Below are 18,640 nucleotides of genomic sequence, written 5' to 3' on the forward strand. Positions count from 1 at the left end.
CTCCTCAGGTCTGGATCTCGTCTGCTGGCTCGACCGCCCAGTCTAGCGACGCCCGGTGGGGTGGCGCGGATCACGGCTGACTACACTCGCGCCCATGACCCACACCTCCGCGCCCTCCGTCCTGCCCGCCGACCACCCGCTGGCGACCCCCTCCGACCTGCCCTACGGGCTGCCCGACTTCTCCGCCGTCTCCGACGCGCAGCTGGCCGAGGCCGTGCGCGCGGGGATGGCGGCCCAGCGCGCCGAGGTCGACCAGATCCTCGGGGCGGCCACGGCGCCGACCTTCGAGAACACCGTCCGCGCGCTCGAGCTGTCCGGCCAGCTGCTGCGCCGCTCCGCCGCCATGTTCTTCACGCTCGTCGGCTCGGACGGCACGGACGCGCGGCAGGCCCTGGCCGAGGAGCTCTCCCCCGAGCTCGCGGCCCACGAGGACGCGATCCTGCTGGACCCGCGGCTGGTGGCGCGCGTCGCGGCGATCGACGACGGCGGCCTCACGGGCGAGGACGCCCGCCTGCTGGAGGCGCTGCGCCTGCGCCTCTCCCTGGCGGGGGCGGACCTGGACGACGCCGCGCGCGAGGAGCTGCGCGGGATCAACACGGAGCTGGCGTCCCTCTCGGCCGCCTACACGCGCCGCCTCGTCGCGGACACCGCGGCCCGCGCCGTGCTCGTCACGGACCGCGAGCGCCTGGCCGGTCTGAGCGAGGACGACCTGGCCGCGGCGGCGGGGGCGGCCGCCGAGGCGGGGCACGGGGACGGGGACGCGGCGGCGGGCCCGTGGCTGCTGACGCTGTCCCTGTTCACGTCGCAGCCGTGGCTGGCGTCCCTGCAGGACGAGGGGATGCGGCGCGAGGTGTTCGAGGCGTCGACGGGCCGGGGCGGGGCCGGGGAGCACGAGACGCTGACGACGGCGATGGCGATGGTGCGGCTGCGGCTGCGCAAGGCGCGGCTGCTGGGGGCGCAGAGCTGGGCCGAGCAGGCGCTGAAGGACCGGGCGGCGCCGTCGACGGCGGCCGTGGAGGAGCTGCTGGCCGCGATGGCGCCGCGGGCGATGGCCAACGCGCGGGCGGACGCGGCGACGGCGGCGGCGCACGCGGGCCGGACGGACGCCGAGGTGGCCCCATGGGACTGGCCGGCGCTGTCCGCGGCGTACGCGCGGGAGGAGTTCGCGGTGGACGCGGACGCCCTGCGCCCGTACTTCGAGCTGGACCGGGTGCTGACCGAGGGCGTGTTCGCGGCGGCGACCGCGCTGCACGGGCTCACGTTCGCCGAGCGCCCGGAGCTGGCGCGACACCTGTACCGCCCCGGGATCCGGGTGTTCGAGGTGACGGGTGAGGACGGTGCCGGGGTGGGTCTGTTCGTCGCGGACCTGTTCGCGCGGCCGACCAAGTCGGGCGGTGCCTGGATGCACACGGTGCGGGACATGGCGGACGCCCTGGGCGAGCGCCCGGTGGTGTTCACCACGATGAATGTGCCGGCCCCGGCGGCGGGGCGTCCGGCCCTGCTGACGCTGGATGAGGCCACGACGCTGTTCCACGAGTTCGGCCACGCCCTGCACGGGCTGCTGGCCCGGGGCGAGTACGCCTCGCTCACCGGGACGAACGTGCCGCGCGACGTCGTCGAGTTCCCGTCGCAGGTCAACGAGGTGTGGCTGCGCGAGCCGTCCCTGCTGGCCGCGTACGCGCGGCACGTGGAGTCGGGCGAGCCGCTGCCGGCGGGGACGCTGGAGCGGCTCGAGGCGGCGGACCTGTGGGGCGAGGGGCACCGCACGGTCGAGTATTTGGGCGCGGCGCTCGTGGACTGGGCCTGGCACTCGCTGACGGAGGAGACGGTGGACGCCGCCACGGCCGACCCGGCCGCGTTCGAGCGCCGGGTGCTGACCGAGGCGGGCATCGACCCGGACCTGGTGCCTCCGCGCTACGGCACCGGCTACTTCAAGCACATCTTCGGCGGCGGCTACGCGGCCGGGTACTACTCCTACGTGTGGGCCGAGGTGCTGGACGCGGACGCCGTGGAGTGGTTCCGCGAGCACGGCGGGATGACGCGGGAGAACGGCCGCCGGTTCGCGGACGAGCTGCTCTCGCGGGGCGACACGCGTGACCTGCTGGAGTCCTACCGCGCGTTCCGTGGCCGGGACGCCGAGCTCGAGCCGCTGCTGCGCCGTCGGGGGCTGGCGGACGCCGCGGCCTGAGCGCGGTCAGCGCCCCCGGCCGCCGGGGCGGGGGGCGCTGAGCACGGCGCGCAGCCAGCCGCGCACGGTGGTGTCCCACTTGCGCGGGTCCACGTTCTGCTCGCGGGTGTGGCGGGCCTGGTGGAAGCGGACGAACCGGACCAGGTCCGGGTTGCGCTCGGCCAGGTCCTGCGAGGGGCCGACGGGCACGTACTCGTCGTCCTCGGAGTGCAGGATCAGCGTGGGCACGCGCACGTGGTCGGCGCGGGTCACCCAGTCCAGGGCCTTGAGGTCCACGGGGGCGGCCAGGCCCGTGATGAACCGGCCGGCCCGGTTGGCCAGCAGCCACTGGCCGAGCAGGCCCACGGCTTCGGGGATCCGGTTGAGCCGGGCCTGGTGGCGCAGCACGTCCACCCAGTCGATGACGGGGCCCGTCAGGACCACGCCGCGCACGTGCGGGGCCAGCGGGGAGCGGTCCACGGTCTGCAGCACCACGGCCCCGCCCATGGACCAGCCGAAGAGGACGACGTCCCGGGCGCCGTGGTCGAGGGCGTAGCGGATGGCCGCCTCGACGTCCTCCCATTCGGTGGTGCCGAGCCCGTAGCGGGCGTCGGCGGCGTCCGGGGCGTCGCCGTCGTTGCGGTAGGAGATCAGCAGCGATGTCATGCCCAGGCGGCGGGCGGTCGGCACGGCGCGGATGCCCTCGTTGCGGCGCGCGCCGCGGCCGTGGACCATCACCGCCCACAGCCCCTCCGCGGGACGGGGTTCGCCGTCCTCGCTGGGGTCCGGCTCGATGCGCCATGCGCGGGCGTGGCCGCCGGGCACCGGCACCTGCACGTCCTCGGCGTCGAGCCCGGCGTCGGCGGGGGTCGGGTAGACGAAGCCGGTGAACCGGCCCCGGGTCGCCGTCGTCAGATCGCCGGAGAAGACCTCCTCGACCGCGCGCTGCACCGTGCCGTCCCGGGGGTCGAAGGAGGTGATCTCCCCGATCCGGGCGCATCCGGCACCGTCGTCGAACGTGAGGGAGTACTGGCCGGGCACGGTGGTGTACTCGTCGGCCTGCAGGATCACGTCCTGCCCGGCGGGCGTGTCGACGACGGCGAGGATCGGCGTGGACTCGGCGTGGCGGCGCACGGGGGTCACCACGGTGCGGGCGAACACGCCCGCGAGCGCCGAGCTCGCCCCGGCCAGCACGAAGGCAGAGGCCGCGGCGACGCTGAGCACGGGCGGGGCCCAGCGGGCCACCGGGGAGGCCACGGCCACGCCGCCGCGCACCGATCCGGTGACTCCGCGGCGGACCAGGCGGCCCGCTCGGCGGACGCGGGAGTCGCGACCCCCGGCCCGCCGGGCTGCCACGGTGACGGCGGCGGCCAGGGCGGGCGGCAGGTCGGCGGGGTGGGGACGGGGACGGCGGGGTCGTGCGGCCATGCGCGCCATTGTCCTCCACGGGCGGGCGCGCCCGCCAATGCGACGCCGGTCGGGAACACGACGGCGCTCCGGACCGTTGCACCGGGCATGACCGAGACTCCCCACACCCCCCATGACGGCCCCACCCCCGACCCCGCGCGGGACGTCCCCGCTCCCGAGCAGACCCTGGCCGCCCCGGGCGGCGCCCGCCTGACGGACGAGGAGTGGGCCCGACGGCTCACGCCCGAGGAGTTCCAGGTGCTGCGCCGGGCCGGCACGGAACGGCCCTTCACGGGCGAGTACTGGGACTCGCACGTGAAGGGCGTGTACGCGTGCCGGGCGTGCGGATCCGAGCTGTTCCGCTCGGACGAGAAGTTCGACGCGCACTGCGGCTGGCCCTCGTTCTTCGCACCGCTCGCGGAGGACCGGGTGGAGTACCTGAAGGACACCACCCTGGGCATGGAGCGGATCGAGGTGCGGTGCGCGGCGTGCGGCTCCCACATGGGTCACGTCTTCGCGGGCGAGGGCTATGACACCCCCACGGACCTGCGCTACTGCATCAACTCGATCTCGCTGCGCCTGGCCCCCGCCGACGACGCGGCGGCCCCGGACGGGGCGCGCTGATCCGGTGCGGGAGCGCCGTGGCGTCCACGGCGCGCCCCCGCGGCCCGCTGGGCCCCGCAGCCTAGGCTGACGGGCATGAGCGTGATCGGGCCCCGTCGCCTCTCCGCCGCCCCCGGGGCGGTCGAGGCGCCCGTGCCGCCGGGGGTGTTCCGGCGTGCCCTGGCGGACCTGCGCGATGCGCGGCCACGGACCGAGGTGCGGCTGCGGGAGATCCCGGCACCCGAGGGGCAGGCGCCCTTCGCCGTCGCCCTCGCCGCCGACGTGTGCGACGGGCCGGGCGCGACCGGCGGCGTGCTGGCCACGGGGCGGTTCGTCCTCCTGCACGACCCGGCCCCGGACGCCCGGTGGCCGGGAGGCTTCCGGGCGGTGACATGGATCCGTGCGAGCCTGGAACCGGACGTCGCACTGGACCAGCTGGCCGGCGCCGTCGCGTGGACGTGGCTCGTGGAGGCGCTCGAGCGCCGCCACGCCGAGCACTCCCACGCCGGCGGCACCGCGACGCGCAGCATCGCGGAGGGCTTCGGGACGCTCAGTGCGGCCCCGGACACCACCGACATCGAGCTGCGCGCCTCGTGGACCCCGGCCCCGCGGGACCTCGGCTCGCATCTCGAGGCGTGGTCGGACATGATCTGCGCGTTCGCCGGTCTGCCGCCCGAGCACGCCGCGGACGTCCACACGGCCGGCCCCTGACCGCGCGCCCGCGCCTCCGACACACCGGGCCCCGGCCCGTCCCCGCCCCGACCTCCCCGAACAGGAGCAGCATGACCGACGCCCCCGAGACGGCCGCCCCGGACGCGCCCCCGCGGCTGATCGCCACACCGGCCGGTGGAGTCCCCCGGCTCACCGACACCCGCGCGGGCCTGGAGGCCTGCGCCGCGGCGCTCGCCGCGGGGACCGGGCCCGTCGCCGTCGACGCGGAGCGCGCCTCCGGGATCCGGTACGGCCAGCGGGCTATGCTCGTCCAGCTCAAGCGCGAGGGCGCCGGCATCTGGCTCGTCGATCCCGAAGCCCTCGACGGGCTGGCCCCGCTGCAGGAGGCCCTCGCGGGCGTCGAGTGGATCCTGCACGCGGCCAGCCAGGACCTGCCCTGCCTGGCCGAGCAGGGGCTGCGCCCCGATCGGCTGTTCGACACCGAGCTCGCGGCCCGGGTGTCCGGCCTGCCGCGCGTCGGCCTGGCCGCGGTCCTGGAGGAGCTGCTGGGGGTCACCCTCGCCAAGGAGCATTCGGCCGCCGACTGGTCGGTGCGTCCGCTGCCCGAGGCGATGCTCACCTACGCGGCGCTCGACGTCGAGCTGCTCGTCCCGCTGCGCGAGGCCCTGATCGCGCGCCTCGAGGCCGACGGCAAGCTCGCGTGGGCCGAGCAGGAGTTCGAGCACGTGCGCACGGCCCCGCCGCCCACGCCGAAGAAGGACCCCTGGCGCGGCACCTCGGGCTCCCAGACGCTGCGCCGCCCCGTGCAGCGCGCGGTCCTCAAGCGCCTGTGGGAGGCCCGCGAGGACCTCGCCCGCCACCGCGACGTCGCCCCCGGCCGGCTCATCCCGGACCGGTCGATCGTCGCCGCCGCGGCCGCCCAGCCGCGCACCGTCCCCGCCCTGCGCCAGACCTCCGGCTTCCACGGCCGCGCCGCGAGCCGCGAGGCCCCGCGCTGGATCGCCGCGATCCGGGCCGGCGTCGAGGACGCCGAGCGGGACGACGCCCCCGCGGCGCAGATCCGCACCGGGGACGGCCCGCCCCCACCCCGGGCCTGGAAGGACCGGGACCCGGTGGCGGACCGCCGCCTGCGCACGGCCAAGGCCCGCGTCGCCCGACGGGCCGAGCAGCTGGGGATGCCCACCGAGAACCTCCTCACCCCGGACACCCTTCGGCGGATCTGCTGGACCCCGCCCGCCCCGATCACCCCCGAGACCGTCGACGCGTTCCTGACGGAGCGGGGCGCGCGCCCGTGGCAGGTGGAGAACGTCGGCGCGATCGTCACGGTCGCGCTCCTCGACCCCGATCCCGCCGGCGCCTGAGCCCCCGACGCGGCCGGCCGGATCGGTCCGTCGCGTCGCGTCGACGCCGAGGCTACTCGCCGGTAGTGTGACCCGCATGACATCCGTTTCTCTTGCTTCCTTCGACCACCTGCCCGCCCTGGCCCCGGATGAGGTCGTCACCACCGTCACCGTGACCGACCACGCCCTGCCCGATGGCGCGGGCACGCTCGCGCTGCTCACGCTGGACAACGGGCAGGGACCCCGCCGGCCCGCCACCCTGGGCCCGGCCACGCTCCTCGGCCTCGGCCGGGTGCTCGACGAGCAGGCCGCCCGGGCCGCCGCGGGCGCGATCCAGGCCCTGGCCGTGACCGGTGTGGAGGGGACCTTCGCGGCCGGGGCGGACCTGTCCCTGATCGCGGGCCTCACCGACGACGTCGGCCGCGACCTGGCCCTGCTCGGCCACGCCGTCTACGACCGGCTCGCGGCCCTCGAGATCCCCACGGTCGCGCTCGTGAACGGCCTCGCCCTCGGCGGCGGCCTCGAGCTGGCCCTGGCCGCCGGACACCGCGTGGTGGCCGCCGATGCGAAGGGCTTCGGCCTGCCCGAGGTCCGGCTCGGCCTGATCCCCGGCTGGTCCGGCGTGTGGCGCGTGCCCCATCTGATCGGCCCGGAGGCCGCCGTCGACGTCGTGCTGAAGAACCCCCTCGACGACAACCGCATGCTCGACGCCCGCGCGGCGCACGGGCTCGGCCTGATGGACCGGATCGTGGAGGGGGACCTCCTCGACGCGGGCCTCGAGCTCGCCGCCGCCCTGGTCGCCGGGGACGAGTCCGTGGCGGCCGAACTGGCCGCCCACCGCGACCGCGACGTGTCCGACGCCGCCTGGGACCGCGCCCTGGCGGCGCTGGAGCGGCTGCAGGCCGCTCGCCCCGGACGCCACCTGCCGGCGCGCCGTCACCTGGAGGACCTGTTCACCGGCGCCCGCACGCGCACCCGCGCCGAGTCCGCCCAGGCCGAGGCGGACGCCCTCGGGACGCTGCTGCACTCCCCCGAGTTCCGGCGCACCGTGTACGCGTTCCTCGGCCTCGTCCAGGGCCGCGCCAAGCGCCCCGCCGGCGACCCGGGCCGCGAGCTCGCCCGCGAGGTCCGCAAGGTCGGCATCGTCGGTGCGGGCCTGATGGCCGGCCAGCTCGCCCTCGTCTTCGCCCGGCACCTGCGGGTGCCCGTCGTGATGACGGACATCGACGCCGAGCGTGTCGAGCGCGGCCTGGCGGGCGTGCGCGCGCAGGTCGAGAAGATGGTCTCCCGTGGACGGCTCTCCGCCGAGGACGGCGAGGCCCTGGCCGGGTTGATCACCGCGGACACGGACAAGGCGGTGTACGCGGACGCCGACATCGTCATCGAGGCCGTCTTCGAGGAGCTCGAGGTCAAGCGCACCGTCTTCCGCGAGCTCGAGGGCATCGTGCGTGAGGACGCCATCCTGATGACCAACACCTCGAGCCTGTCCGTGGCCGCCATGGCCGAGGTCCTCGAGCATCCCGAGCGCCTCGTGGGCTTCCACTTCTTCAACCCGGTGGCGGTCATGCCGCTCGTGGAGATCGTGCGGACCGAGGCGACGACGGACGAGGTCGTGGCCACCGCGTTCGAACTGACCCGCCGGCTCCGCAAGACCGGCGTGCTCGTCCACGACGCCACCGCGTTCGTGGTCAACCGCGTCCTGCTGCGCATGATGGGCGAGGTGCAGAACTCCTTCGACGAGGGCACCGACGCGCACGAGGCCGACCACGCGCTGGACCCGCTGGCCCTGCCGATGACGCCGTTCACCCTCCTGGCCATGGTCGGCATCCCCGTGGCCCAGCACGTGTCCGAGTCCCTCTCCGCGTCCTTCGGCGCGGAGCGCTTCCCGGTCTCGGCGAACCTGCAGCGCCTGATCGACGCCGGCAAGACCGCGATCTGGGCCAAGGACGTCCGCCCCGACCGGCGCGACGAGGAGGCCGCCGGCGCGACCGGCGAGCAGATCCCGGAGGCGACCGCGGCCCTGCTGGAGCAGGGCTCGACCCCGCAGACCTCCGAGGAGCTGCTGCGCCGGGTCGAGGACGCGCTGGCCGAGGAGATCGGCCTGCTCCTGGACGAGCGCGTCGTCGCGGCCCCCGAGGACGTGGACCTGTGCATGATCCTCGGCGCCAACTGGCCCCTGCACCTGGGCGGCATCACGCCGTACCTGGACGACTGCGGGGCCGCCGAGCGGGTGAACGGGCGGCGCTTCCACCCGGCCGCGCAGGCCTGACCGGCCCCGGCCGGGCCGTCCGCGACGGCCCGGCCCACGGCTCAGGCGATCGGCAGCCCGGCGAACGTCACCACGTGCGCGTCGAGCCCGGCGGTCGCCGCGGCCTGGTCGGCCACGGGGGTCGAGGCGGTGCCCCCGCCCCAGTCGGAGGCGACCACGGCGCCCTCGCGCACGAGGTGCGCCCCCAGCTCCACGCCGTCCGCGACGACGGCCACCCGCACGTCCGACCCGCCCGCGTCCGCCGGGCGCAGCTCGGCGCGGGGCACGCGCAGCCCGCCCTGCAGGGGCGAGGCCTCCTCGAGCCGGTCCACGGCGAGCGGGCCTTCGGCGGCCACCCGCGCGAGGAGGAGGTACTCCGCGTACGAGGGCAGCACCGCGGCGTCGATGCCGGCCCGCTCACGGTCGATGCGCACCCGCTGGGCTCCGGCGGAGTCCTCGTGGGTCGTCCATGCCCAGCCGTCCCCGTCGGGCGTGAAGCCGACCTGCGTCTGGGCGAGGTAGCGCTCGGGCAGTCCACCGCGGGCGGCGCGCTGGGCGGGCGTGGGGGCGAAGCCCATGCGGGTGGTCAGCACGCCGTCCTCCAGCACCCGGTGCAGGAAGCCGACGTGCACGTCGTCGAGGGTCACGGCCTCCCACCGCTCGAAGGGAGTGAGGTCGAAACGGGCGGCGCCGGTGGGGCGCGGGGCGGGGTGGGTCACGGCGGTGCTCCTGGGGCTCGGGGGTCCGTCCCCCCGATCCTCGCACCCGTCGGGCCCGGTCGCATCCGCCCTCGCCACGGGCGATAATGGGTCGATGACCACGCAGGACTCCCCCCTCACCCCGAACTCCTCCCGGTCCGGCTGCTGCGACGACCACGCCCGCCCGGACACCTCCCGCCGCACCGTCCTGGGCCGCGGCGCCGCCGTCGCCGCCGCGGGTGCCGGCACACTCGCGCTGGCCGGCTGCACGGACCGGCTGCGTGAGAAGGACACCGCGCAGGACCACTACACCGGCTCCGACGCCGTCGACGCGCTGCCCGCCGCCGAGCTGCCCGTGGGCGCCTCCCGGGAGGTGCAGGTGCAGGGTAGGACGCTGATGATGCATCGCGTGGACGAGACCACGGTGACCGCCTTCACCAACGTGTGCACGCATCAGGGCTGCCTGCTCCAGGTCGTGGACCGGCAGGAGGGCCCGGCCTACGCCTGCCCCTGCCACGGCTCGCACTTCGACGTCACCTCGGGGAAGCCGTTCGGCGGCCCGGCCCGCAAGGCCCTCATGGACTACGACGCGGCCGTCGTCGACGACCGCATCGTCGTCAAGCTCTGAGCCCGGCTCATTCCTCCGGCGCGCCGTAGCGCCGGCGCGGGGGCACCACGACGGCGGAGCGGTCGTTGGGGTCCCACGCCGGCTGCTCGCGCCGCCGCGCCGGGTAGTAGCGGTGCCGCCACCAGAACCAGATGAGCGCCCCCAGCACCGGCAGCAGCAGCATGAGGCCGACCCACGGCAGGCGCGCCCGGGCGTCCAGGGGGCTGCGGCCCAGCGAGACGAAGCCGGCCACCCACAGCGCACCGGCCACGACGGACACGGTCCAGCCCAGGGCGGCCTCCCCCGGCGTCGGCACGAGCGGGGTCGCGGCGGCCGCGCCGGTCAGCGCGCCGGCCATCAGAAGAGCGCGACCTTCTCCGGGCCCGGGAACAGGGCGTCCAGCTCGGCCAGGTCCTCCGCGGTGGCGAGCCAGTCGGCCGCCGCCGCGTTCTCCACGACCTGCGCGGCACGGGTGGCGCCGGCGATCACGGAGGACACCGGCCCCTGCGCCGCCAGCCACCCGATCGCGGCCTGGACCTCGGTGATCCCCCGCTCCCGGGCGAACCGGCCGAACGCGGCCAGCTGCTCCAGGTCGGCGTCGGCCACCATGTGCTGGCGCACGTGGGACAGGCGCGAGCCCTCGGGGGCGTCGCCCTGCGAGTACTTGCCCGTGAGCAGCCCGTTGGCCAGCGGGAAGTACGGCAGGACGCCGAGCCCGAACTCGGCCGCCGCCGGGACCACCTCGAGCTCGGCCCGGCGGTCCAGCAGGTTGTAGTGGTTCTGCGCGGACACGAAGCGCTCCACGCCCAGCTCGCGGGCCACGTACTCGGCCTGGGCGATCTGCCACCCGGCCCGGTTCGAGTGGCCCACGTAGCGGACCTTGCCGGCGCGCACGAGGTCGTCGAGCGCGCGGAGGGTCTCCTCGATGGGCGTGGCCGGGTCCGGGGTGTGGAACTGGTAGAGGTCGATCCAGTCGGTGCCGAGGCGGCGCAGGGAGTCCTCGACGGCGCGCACGATGTACCGGCGGGAGCCCCGCGCGCCGCCGTCGTCGCCGGCGACACCGCCCATGTCCATGCCGAACTTGGTGCCGATCACCACCTCGTCGCGGCGGGCGCCCAGGGCGCGGCCGAGCCGCTCCTCGGACAGGCCGGGCTCGGCGCCGTAGACGTCGGCGACGTCGAAGAAGGTGATGCCGGCGTCGAGCGCGGCGTGGACGACGGCGTCGGTGCCGGCCTGCTCCAGCGTGGCGGTGCCGGGGCGGCCGAGGTTGTTGCAGCCCAGGCCGACGACGGAGACGGTCAGCCCGGAGCGGCCGAGACGGGTGTGGCGCACGGGTCAGCCCTCCTGCTCTGCGGTGCGGACGTCCACCTTGTTCGGCTGCACGCCGTCGGCGCGCTTGGCGGCCGCCGGGATCTCGGCGGCGGCCTTGCGGGCGTGGGGGGTCCGGACGCGCAGCACGAGGGCACCGGCCTCCTCGACGACGTCCTCGACCTCGCCAAGACCGCGCCAGGCCAGCTGGTGGGTCACCTCGACGCGCAGCCGTTCCACGGTGCGCCGCTCGATCACCGTGGCCTCCCGGCCGCGGAGCCGGTAGGCCACCGGCAGCACGGCGAAGGTCGCGGGGTCCGCCTCGGCGAAGCCCTCCTCCGCGCCCTGCGCCACGAACGCGGCCAGCAGCTGATCACCCTCGGCCTGGTCGGCCAGGGGCTGCTCCCCGACGGTGCCGGGCTGGCCGACCCGGCCGTGGTGGACCACGAACTCCCCGGCCTCCGCGTCGGCCCATGCCTCGCGGTACTCGAAGAGCCGGGCGCCGTCGTCGCCGACGCGATCACGGTACAGCCGGACGATGCTCATGCCTGCTCCTGGTGGTGGGGGGCGGCCGCGTCCTCGGGGACGGGCCGGGCGTACGGGACCTTGGCGCCGAGGACCTGGGCGACGGTGTCCTGGGTGATGCGCTGCGCGGTGAGGCCCACGCGGGCCAGCACCTGCTCGCGGCTGCCGTGGGCGAGGAACTCGACCGGCAGGCCGACCTCGTTCAGGGCGGTGTCCACGCCGGCCGCGCGCATCTCCTGCCGGATCCGCGAGCCGACGCCGCCGGCCCGCACCCCGTCCTCGAGGCACACGACGATCCGGTGGCGGGCGGCCGTGTCGATCACGGACCGGGCCACGGGCAGGACCCACCGCGGGTCGATCACCGTGGCGCTGATGCCGTGCCGCTCGAGCCGTTCGGCGACGTCGAGGCCGAGCTCGGCCATCGCGCCCACCGCCACGATCAGCACGTCCCGCTCGGCGCCGTCGCGTCCGCCGGCCTCGCCCCGCCGGGCGAGCACGTCCGTGCCGTCCGACAGTCGCTCCAGGGCACGCACCGGCTCGCCGACCGAGCCCTTCGCGAACCGCACCACGGTGGGCGCGTCCTCGACGGCGACGGCCTCGCGCAGCTCCTCCCGGAGCGTGTCCGCGTCGCGGGGCGCGGCGATCCGCAGCCCCGGCACCGACTGCAGCAGGGCCAGGTCCCACATGCCGTGGTGGCTCGGGCCGTCCGGCCCGGTGACGCCCGCGCGGTCCAGCACGAACGTCACGCCCGCACGGTGCAGGCCCACGTCCATGAGCACCTGGTCGTAGGCGCGGTTGAGGAAGGTCGCGTAGACGGCCACCACGGGGTGCAGACCGCCGAAGGCCATGCCGGCGGCCGAGGTGACCGCGTGCTGCTCGGCGATGCCGACGTCGAACACCCGGTCCGGGTGGGCCAGCGCCATCGGGGCCAGGCCCACGGGGTTCTGCATGGCGGCGGTGATGGCCACGACGTCCGGCCGCTCATTCGCGATCGCGAGCATCTCCTCGCCGAACACGGAGGTCCAGGACTGGGCCGTGGACGAGGTGATGGGCTCGCCCGTGGAGGGGTCGATCACGCCGATCGCGTGGAACTGGTCCGCCTCGTGCGCGACCGCCGGTGCGTAGCCGTGCCCCTTCTCGGTCATCGCGTGGACGATCACGGGCCCGCCGTACGCCCGCGCGTCCTCGAGGGCCTCCTCCATGGCGGTGAGGTCGTGACCGTCCACCGGGCCGATGTACTTCATGCCCAGGTCCTCGAACAGGCCCTGCGGCGCCCAGAGGTCCTTGAGGCCCTTCTTCGCCGCGTGCAGCGGCCGGTACACCAGCTCGCCCGCGAGGCCGGCCTCCTGGAGGCGGCGCTTGAGGTAGTCGAGGGTCTGCTCGTAGCGGTGGTGGGTGCGCACCTTGTCCAGCACCCCGCGGCGCAGTCCGCCCAGGTGCTCGGCGACGCCGCCCACCGTGGGCGCGTACGAGCGGCCGTTGTCGTTGACGACGATCACCACGCGCCGGTCCCGGCCCGCGGCGATGTTGTTGACCGCCTCCCAGGCCATGCCCCCCGTGAGTGCGCCGTCGCCGATCACGGCCACCACGGTGCGGTCCCCCTGCCCGGTCTGCGCCCAGGCCCGCGCGATGCCGTCCGCCCAGGAGAGCGAGCTGGAGGCGTGCGAGGACTCCACCACATCGTGCTCGGACTCCGTGCGGTCACCGTAGCCGGACAGGCCCCCCTCCTGGCGGAGCGTCGTGAAGTCCTGGCGTCCGGTGAGCAGCTTGTGCACGTACGACTGGTGACCCGTGTCGAAGATGACCGCGTCCTTCGGCGACTCGAAGACGCGGTGCACGGCCAGCGTCAGCTCGACGACGCCCAGGTTCGGTCCGAGGTGGCCGCCCGTCTTGGAGACGTGGGCGATCAGGTAGGCGCGGATCTCCGCAGCCAGCGCGGTCAACTGGTCCTCCGTGAGGGCCGACAGGTCCGCCGGGCGGGCGATCTGCGGCAGCAGCGGGGCGCCGGGGCTCGTGGGGGGCAGATGTTCCATGGTGCGACCAGCCTACTCCGCGGCTCCGCACCCGGGCGGGACGCCGGCGGCGGCCCGCGCGGGCGGGCCCCGTGGATCAGGCCTTCGCGGCGATCTGACGGAGCACGTACTGAGACATGCTTCGCTCTGCCTGGCGATAGTTGCACAGCTTCCGTCGGCTCTCAGGATCCCTGTCTCGATGGGACACCCGACGATGCAACCGGACAAGACCAATTTCTCTTGGGTGATCGACGGTACTGGGATCGTCTTCTCACCACGGTGATGTTCACGAGACGACGCAGCCGATCCCGTCACGACGGCGAGCGAGGTGAGCCCGTCCGTTCGGGCCTCGATTCCATCTGCGACCAGGGCCGCCGAGCCGATGTTCTCCATCGCAGCCTCAGCGCTGCCACCCCGGGTCGACTGGATCTTGGCCGGGCGATTCCACGCCCGCCGATCGACATCGACTTGATACCCGGGAGGGGTATAGCGTTGACTGGACCAGAACGAACAGGAGACTTCATGCGCAAGCACCTCATGACCACCGTCGCCGCAGGAGTGCTCGGAGGAGCGCTCGTGTTCACCGGCTGCAGCACCGGCGGCGGCCAGGACCAAGGGACCCCCTCGACGACCAGCCAGCACGAGGGCCACGACAGCAGCTCTGACAGCGGCGGGATGGAGCATCCGATGGACGGCGGCCCCGCCCCCGAGGGCATCGAGACGGCTGCGTCGCCCACATACCCGGTCGGCACCGAGGTCACGCTCACCGCCGACCACATGGAGGGCATGGACGGTGCGAACGCGACGATCGCCGGCGCGTACGACACGTACACCTATGCGGTGGACTTCACGCCGTCCGCAGGCGGGGAGCCGGTCAAGGATCACAAGTGGGTCGTCCAGCAGGAGATCAAGGACGCCGGAGATGAACGTCTGGCTGACGGCACCGAGGTCACTCTCGAGGCCGAACACATGGAAGGCATGAAGGGCGCGAAGGCGACCATCGCCTCCTCCACCGAGGAGACCGTCTACATGGTCGATTACGAGTCCGACGGCATGACGATGACCAACCACAAGTGGGTCGTCGAGAGCGAGCTCAAGCCGGCCTCCTGAGCCGATCGCCGCGGGCGCGCTGAAGGTCCGCGGCGAAATACGACCCGATCGAAGGAAAGATCGGGGAATGACGAGGGGAAGCGAAGAGCATGACGGACCCGACCACGCATCACCATGACCACGCCGGCGTCGCGACCACCGAGTCCGGCCACCGTGACGACTCGCGCGCCGAGAACGAAGACCACACCATGGAACACGGTGACCACGCCGGGCACGGTCATCACGGCGGTGGTCACGCGGGCCACGGCGACCACGTCGGCCAGTTCCGGCGGCTGTTCTGGATCAACCTGATCATCGCCATCCCGGTGGTCGCGTTCTCCCCCATGTTCGCCATGCTCCTGGGCTACTCGGTCCCCAGCTGGGCGGGCTGGGTCGCCGCAGTCCTCGGCTCCGTCATGTACGCCTGGGGCGGCACCCCGTTCCTCACCGGTGCTGTCAGCGAGCTGAAAAGCCGCCAGCCGGGGATGATGCTGCTCATCGCGCTCGGCATCACCGTAGCGTTCCTCGCCTCCTGGGCCGCCACTGTCGGTCTCGTCCACCCCGAGCTCGAGTTCTGGTGGGAGTTGGCGCTGCTGATCGTCATCATGCTGCTGGGCCACTGGATCGAGATGCGCTCACTGGCCCAGACCACCTCGGCGTTGGACTCCCTCGCCGCGCTGCTCCCTGACGAGGCTGAGCGTATAGAGGGAGACGACGTCGTCAAGGTCGACCCGGCAGAGCTGCGCGTCGGCGACGTCGTCATCGTCCGGCCTGGCGGCAGCGTCCCCGCCGACGGCACCATCGTCGACGGCCGCGCCGACATGGACGAGTCCATGATCACCGGCGAATCACACCCCGTCGCCCGCGGCGAGGGCGAGAACGTCACCGCCGGCACCGTGGCCACCGACTCCGGCCTGCGCGTAGAGATCACCGCCACCGGCGACGACACGGCTCTGGCGGGCATCAACAGGCTCGTCGCCGAGGCGCAGGGCTCATCCTCCCGTGCCCAGCGCATCGCCGACCGGGCTGCGGCCCTGCTGTTCTGGTTCGCCCTCGGAGCTGCGCTGATCACCGCCGTCGTCTGGACGCTCTTCGGGCTCCCCGACGACGCGGTCGTTCGCACCATCACTGTCCTCGTCATCGCCTGCCCCCATGCGCTGGGTCTGGCGATCCCTCTGGTCGTGTCCATCGCCACCGAGCGCGCCGCCCGCGGCGGCGTCCTGATCAAGGACCGCCTCGCCCTGGAGTCCATGCGCCAGGTCGACGCGGTGCTCTTCGACAAGACCGGCACCCTGACCAAGGGCGAGCCCACCGTCACCGGCGTGGAGCCGACCGGCGGCCTGAATGCCGAACAGCTCCTCGCCCTGGCCGCCTCCGCCGAGGCCGACAGTGAGCACCCCCTCGCCCGGTCCATCGTCACCGCCGCCAAGGAGAAGGGCCTCGCCGTCGAACCGGCCAGCGGGTTCACCTCCTCCCCGGCGGTCGGCGTCACCGCGACGGTGGCCGACCATGAGATCCGCGTCGGCGGACCCCGTCTGCTCGAGGAGACCGGCCAGGACGAGATCGGTGTCGCCGACGAATGGCGGGCAGAGGGTGCGATCATCCTGCACGTCCTCCGCGACGGCAAGGTCATCGGCGGTCTCAAGCTCGCCGACGAGGTTCGCCCAGAGTCCCGCGACGCCGTCGATGCGCTCCATCAGCTCGGCGTCGAGGTCGTCATGATCACCGGCGACGCGGAAGCCGTGGCGAACGAGGTGGGAAGAGAGCTCGGCATCGACCGGGTCTTCGCCGGCGTCCGCCCCGAGGACAAATCCGCCAAGGTCGACCAGCTGCAGAAGGAGGGCAAGAAGGTCGCCATGGTCGGCGACGGCGTCAACGACGCCCCTGCCCTGGCCCAGGCCGACGTCGGCATCGCCATCGGGGCCGGCACCGACGTCGCCATCGCCTCTGCAGGTGTCATCCTCGCCAGCTCCGACCCGCGTAGCGTCCTCTCGGTCATCCAGCTCTCCCGTGCCGCATACCGTAAAATGAGGCAAAACCTGTGGTGGGCCGCAGGGTACAACTTGCTCTCTGTGCCGCTCGCGGCTGGCGTGCTCGCACCCGTCGGCTTCGTCATGCCGATGTCAGTAGGCGCGATCCTGATGTCGATCTCCACCGTCGTCGTCGCGCTCAACGCCCAGCTGCTGCGTCGCATCGACCTCGCCCCAGATGCCAGCACCCGCTCCGTCCTGGAGCACCAGAAGTGAAGGACGCACTCGTGACCACTGAAACTGCAGCCGATGAGACCGGTGCCGACACCGGAGCCCATCGGCACGGCTACATCAGTGACAAGGACCGTTACCGCAACCGCATGAAGCGCATCGAAGGCCAAGCCCGCGGCATCACGAAGATGATCGACGACGAAAAGTACTGCATCGACATCCTCACCCAGGTCTCGGCCCTCACCCGCGCCCTGCAGGGAGTGGCGACCGGTCTGCTCGATGACCACCTCAAGCACTGCGTGCTCGACGCCGCCAAGAAAGGCGATGAAGACGCGGCCATCGCCAAGATCCAGGAGGCCACCGACGCCATCAATCGCCTCGTGCGCTCCTGACACCATCCGATTTCGTCAACACAGGGTGCCTCGGACCGGTGGGCCCCAGATCAGGACAAGGCTCTTGATGTCTCCGGGCAGGCGTGCTTTGCACGTCGTCGCGCCCTTGGCACCGGCGAACTCGGGATGCCTTCTGTCTAACCTGACGACATGAACACGTTCACCTGAGAAAAGAGTTGGGCATGCCACTTGCCATTGTTGCTCCGATCCAGTCCTCCAGGAGCCGCCTGAGGATCTGCGCGGCCTTGACCGGTCTGGCGACCAGCGCCGTCCTCCTGCTCAGCGGCTGTGCTGATGCGGGACCGTCCGCTGATGCAGGATCCGATCACTCACTGGTGGTCGAGCACAATCTAGACGGATTGAATGCTCGCGAGATCATCACGCGCCTCGACTCAACGAAGGTGACAGATCGCTCGTCTGAATTCATCGCGTCGATTGAACCGGACCAGCTTGTACTGACCGACGACCAGAACAATCAGACCACCCTGCCGATGCCAGAAGACGAATTCTACGTCTCTATCGCCCCGTATCGCAGCCAGACTCACGAATGCTACTTCCACAGCCTCACGACCTGCACCGGCGAACTCGCCAATACTGACGTCCACGTCACCGTGGTCGAGGCGACGTCCGGGGAGACCCTCCTCGATGAAACGCTGACGACGTACGACAACGGATTCGTCGGGGTCTGGCTGCCGCGTGGAATTGACGCTACTCTCACTGTCTCAGCTGAAGGCCGCACCGCGAAAAAGGCCATCTCGACCCGCCCCGACGACCCCACCTGCTTGACCGGTCTTCAGCTGGTTTAAGGCCCAGGTCTCATGCTCCTCTGCAGCGCCGACAGATCAGGCGTCGAGACGTCCCATCCTTGGACTCCCACAGGGTCTCGGCGTCCCGATGTGAGGATTCGCCCGAGAGCCGGCTTCAGAGTCATCGCAGGGCATCACCACACCGGGCTGAAGCCTCGTCGACCAATATCAACCAGTGCCAACTGAAGAGCACTACATCGCTCACTCTGTTTCACGATGTGCATTTCGGGGGATCCTCTCTGTCCAGGTCCTCACGCTCATACCTGCCGGTGCTGAGCCTCGCCGAGCTTCTCGAGCACTTGACCTGGATCGTCGATCAGTTCGAACACGCCACTCGGGCGTGTCCGACAATGCCGTCGACCACGCGAGCACAGCATTCAGGACCACGGCAGCCCAGTACACGATCGCGTACTCGTCGTACCTGCTCGCCAGGCCCGGCCATTGCTTCAGGTGCGCGTCCTGGCGCTCGATTGTAAGCGGCCATGAAAAGCTGCCCATAGGTGGCCAGGGAATGACCCGCTGACGGCCATGAGGACTGCCCAGTGATGGCCACGGGAACTGCCCA

Annotated in this window: 16 protein-coding genes and 1 pseudogene; 10 read left to right on the forward strand and 7 right to left on the reverse strand. The window is 73.0% G+C overall.

The features are described from left to right. Window positions 1-94 precede the first annotated feature (94 nt). Window positions 95-2,188 carry a M3 family metallopeptidase gene (locus ACTSKS_RS04085; protein ID WP_442927310.1) on the forward strand — a complete coding sequence of 698 codons (2,094 nt, stop codon included), beginning with the start codon at window positions 95-97 and terminating at the stop codon, window positions 2,186-2,188. 6 nt (window positions 2,189-2,194) lie between these two features. Here the strand turns inward: ACTSKS_RS04085 and ACTSKS_RS04090 are convergent, their stop codons facing one another. After that, complete coding sequence (locus ACTSKS_RS04090) at window positions 2,195-3,595, reverse strand: alpha/beta hydrolase family protein (RefSeq protein ID WP_020627847.1); 1,401 nt, start codon at window positions 3,593-3,595, stop codon at window positions 2,195-2,197. Between the two features lie 87 nt (window positions 3,596-3,682). Here ACTSKS_RS04090 and msrB point away from each other — a divergent pair, with 87 nt between their 5' ends. The 4 genes from msrB (at window position 3,683) to ACTSKS_RS04110 (ending at window position 8,458) form a co-directional block, all read left to right on the forward strand. Then, window positions 3,683-4,198, forward strand: coding sequence for a peptide-methionine (R)-S-oxide reductase MsrB (msrB, locus tag ACTSKS_RS04095; protein WP_020627848.1), 516 nt, complete (start codon window positions 3,683-3,685; stop codon window positions 4,196-4,198). A gap of 75 nt (window positions 4,199-4,273) precedes the next feature. Beyond that, on the forward strand, window positions 4,274-4,888 hold the full coding sequence (locus ACTSKS_RS04100) for a DUF3000 domain-containing protein (RefSeq protein ID WP_020627849.1): 615 nt from the start codon (window positions 4,274-4,276) through the stop codon (window positions 4,886-4,888). A gap of 71 nt (window positions 4,889-4,959) precedes the next feature. After that, a complete protein-coding gene (locus ACTSKS_RS04105; protein ID WP_036382839.1) occupies window positions 4,960-6,210 on the forward strand; it encodes a ribonuclease D in 1,251 nt (416 codons plus the stop codon). 76 nt (window positions 6,211-6,286) lie between these two features. Further along, entirely contained in the window at window positions 6,287-8,458 is a 2,172-nt protein-coding gene (locus ACTSKS_RS04110; RefSeq protein ID WP_036317899.1) for a 3-hydroxyacyl-CoA dehydrogenase NAD-binding domain-containing protein, read from the forward strand. 41 nt (window positions 8,459-8,499) lie between these two features. Here ACTSKS_RS04110 and ACTSKS_RS04115 read toward each other — a convergent pair whose 3' ends face one another. Then, window positions 8,500-9,156 carry a hypothetical protein gene (locus tag ACTSKS_RS04115; RefSeq protein ID WP_036382836.1) on the reverse strand — a complete coding sequence of 219 codons (657 nt, stop codon included), beginning with the start codon at window positions 9,154-9,156 and terminating at the stop codon, window positions 8,500-8,502. Between the two features lie 94 nt (window positions 9,157-9,250). On the opposite strand from ACTSKS_RS04115, the gene ACTSKS_RS04120 reads away from it, so the two are divergent. Continuing rightward, on the forward strand, window positions 9,251-9,763 hold the full coding sequence (locus ACTSKS_RS04120) for a Rieske (2Fe-2S) protein (RefSeq protein ID WP_020627853.1): 513 nt from the start codon (window positions 9,251-9,253) through the stop codon (window positions 9,761-9,763). A gap of 7 nt (window positions 9,764-9,770) precedes the next feature. On the opposite strand, the gene ACTSKS_RS04125 is transcribed toward ACTSKS_RS04120, so the two are convergent. From ACTSKS_RS04125 to dxs, 4 genes are read right to left on the reverse strand one after another with little or no spacing between them, the layout of a single operon-like run. Then, window positions 9,771-10,100 (reverse strand): PLD nuclease N-terminal domain-containing protein, encoded by a 330-nt coding sequence (locus ACTSKS_RS04125; RefSeq protein WP_020627854.1) that lies wholly within the window; start codon window positions 10,098-10,100, stop codon window positions 9,771-9,773. After that, the gene (locus ACTSKS_RS04130) at window positions 10,100-11,074 is read right to left on the reverse strand and encodes an aldo/keto reductase (RefSeq protein WP_036317666.1); all 975 of its coding nucleotides are present in this window, start codon (window positions 11,072-11,074) and stop codon (window positions 10,100-10,102) included. Before ACTSKS_RS04130 ends, ACTSKS_RS04125 begins: the two co-directional genes overlap by 1 nt. A gap of 3 nt (window positions 11,075-11,077) precedes the next feature. Continuing rightward, complete coding sequence (locus tag ACTSKS_RS04135; protein ID WP_044659996.1) at window positions 11,078-11,596, reverse strand: hypothetical protein; 519 nt, start codon at window positions 11,594-11,596, stop codon at window positions 11,078-11,080. Further along, the gene (dxs, locus tag ACTSKS_RS04140) at window positions 11,593-13,608 is read right to left on the reverse strand and encodes a 1-deoxy-D-xylulose-5-phosphate synthase (protein ID WP_241247657.1); all 2,016 of its coding nucleotides are present in this window, start codon (window positions 13,606-13,608) and stop codon (window positions 11,593-11,595) included. Before dxs ends, ACTSKS_RS04135 begins: the two co-directional genes overlap by 4 nt. A 501-nt stretch (window positions 13,609-14,109) precedes the next feature. On the opposite strand from dxs, the gene ACTSKS_RS04145 reads away from it, so the two are divergent. From ACTSKS_RS04145 to ACTSKS_RS04160, 4 genes are all read left to right on the forward strand, one after another. Then, entirely contained in the window at window positions 14,110-14,697 is a 588-nt protein-coding gene (locus ACTSKS_RS04145; protein ID WP_163721322.1) for a YdhK family protein, read from the forward strand. Between the two features lie 89 nt (window positions 14,698-14,786). Then, window positions 14,787-16,922, forward strand: coding sequence for a heavy metal translocating P-type ATPase (locus ACTSKS_RS04150; RefSeq protein ID WP_036382829.1), 2,136 nt, complete (start codon window positions 14,787-14,789; stop codon window positions 16,920-16,922). 11 nt (window positions 16,923-16,933) lie between these two features. Then, the gene (locus ACTSKS_RS04155; protein WP_270618289.1) at window positions 16,934-17,269 is read left to right on the forward strand and encodes a metal-sensitive transcriptional regulator; all 336 of its coding nucleotides are present in this window, start codon (window positions 16,934-16,936) and stop codon (window positions 17,267-17,269) included. A gap of 182 nt (window positions 17,270-17,451) precedes the next feature. Further along, the gene (locus ACTSKS_RS04160) at window positions 17,452-18,075 is read left to right on the forward strand and encodes a CueP family metal-binding protein (protein WP_207477049.1); all 624 of its coding nucleotides are present in this window, start codon (window positions 17,452-17,454) and stop codon (window positions 18,073-18,075) included. Between the two features lie 336 nt (window positions 18,076-18,411). On the opposite strand, the pseudogene ACTSKS_RS04165 reads toward ACTSKS_RS04160, so the two are convergent. Next, a pseudogene (locus ACTSKS_RS04165) lies at window positions 18,412-18,546 on the reverse strand (IS5/IS1182 family transposase); the annotation flags it as partial. Window positions 18,547-18,640: the final 94 nt, after the last annotated feature.

Source organism: Micrococcus sp. TCR-5 (assembly GCF_052220525.1).
Taxonomy (GTDB): Bacteria; Actinomycetota; Actinomycetes; order Actinomycetales; family Micrococcaceae; genus Micrococcus; species Micrococcus luteus.

What these genes read in the sequence shown, in the direction of transcription:
- ACTSKS_RS04085 (WP_442927310.1), top strand. Translation starts at nt 95, where the DNA reads ATGACCCACACCTCCGCGCCCTCCGTCCTGCCCGCCGACCACCCGCTG.
- ACTSKS_RS04090 (WP_020627847.1), bottom strand. Translation starts at nt 3,595, where the DNA reads ATGGCCGCACGACCCCGCCGTCCCCGTCCCCACCCCGCCGACCTGCCG.
- msrB (WP_020627848.1), top strand. Translation starts at nt 3,683, where the DNA reads ATGACCGAGACTCCCCACACCCCCCATGACGGCCCCACCCCCGACCCC.
- ACTSKS_RS04100 (WP_020627849.1), top strand. Translation starts at nt 4,274, where the DNA reads ATGAGCGTGATCGGGCCCCGTCGCCTCTCCGCCGCCCCCGGGGCGGTC.
- ACTSKS_RS04105 (WP_036382839.1), top strand. Translation starts at nt 4,960, where the DNA reads ATGACCGACGCCCCCGAGACGGCCGCCCCGGACGCGCCCCCGCGGCTG.
- ACTSKS_RS04110 (WP_036317899.1), top strand. Translation starts at nt 6,287, where the DNA reads ATGACATCCGTTTCTCTTGCTTCCTTCGACCACCTGCCCGCCCTGGCC.
- ACTSKS_RS04120 (WP_020627853.1), top strand. Translation starts at nt 9,251, where the DNA reads ATGACCACGCAGGACTCCCCCCTCACCCCGAACTCCTCCCGGTCCGGC.
- ACTSKS_RS04125 (WP_020627854.1), bottom strand. Translation starts at nt 10,100, where the DNA reads ATGGCCGGCGCGCTGACCGGCGCGGCCGCCGCGACCCCGCTCGTGCCG.
- ACTSKS_RS04135 (WP_044659996.1), bottom strand. Translation starts at nt 11,596, where the DNA reads ATGAGCATCGTCCGGCTGTACCGTGATCGCGTCGGCGACGACGGCGCC.
- dxs (WP_241247657.1), bottom strand. Translation starts at nt 13,608, where the DNA reads ATGGAACATCTGCCCCCCACGAGCCCCGGCGCCCCGCTGCTGCCGCAG.
- ACTSKS_RS04145 (WP_163721322.1), top strand. Translation starts at nt 14,110, where the DNA reads ATGCGCAAGCACCTCATGACCACCGTCGCCGCAGGAGTGCTCGGAGGA.
- ACTSKS_RS04150 (WP_036382829.1), top strand. Translation starts at nt 14,787, where the DNA reads ATGACGGACCCGACCACGCATCACCATGACCACGCCGGCGTCGCGACC.
- ACTSKS_RS04160 (WP_207477049.1), top strand. Translation starts at nt 17,452, where the DNA reads ATGCCACTTGCCATTGTTGCTCCGATCCAGTCCTCCAGGAGCCGCCTG.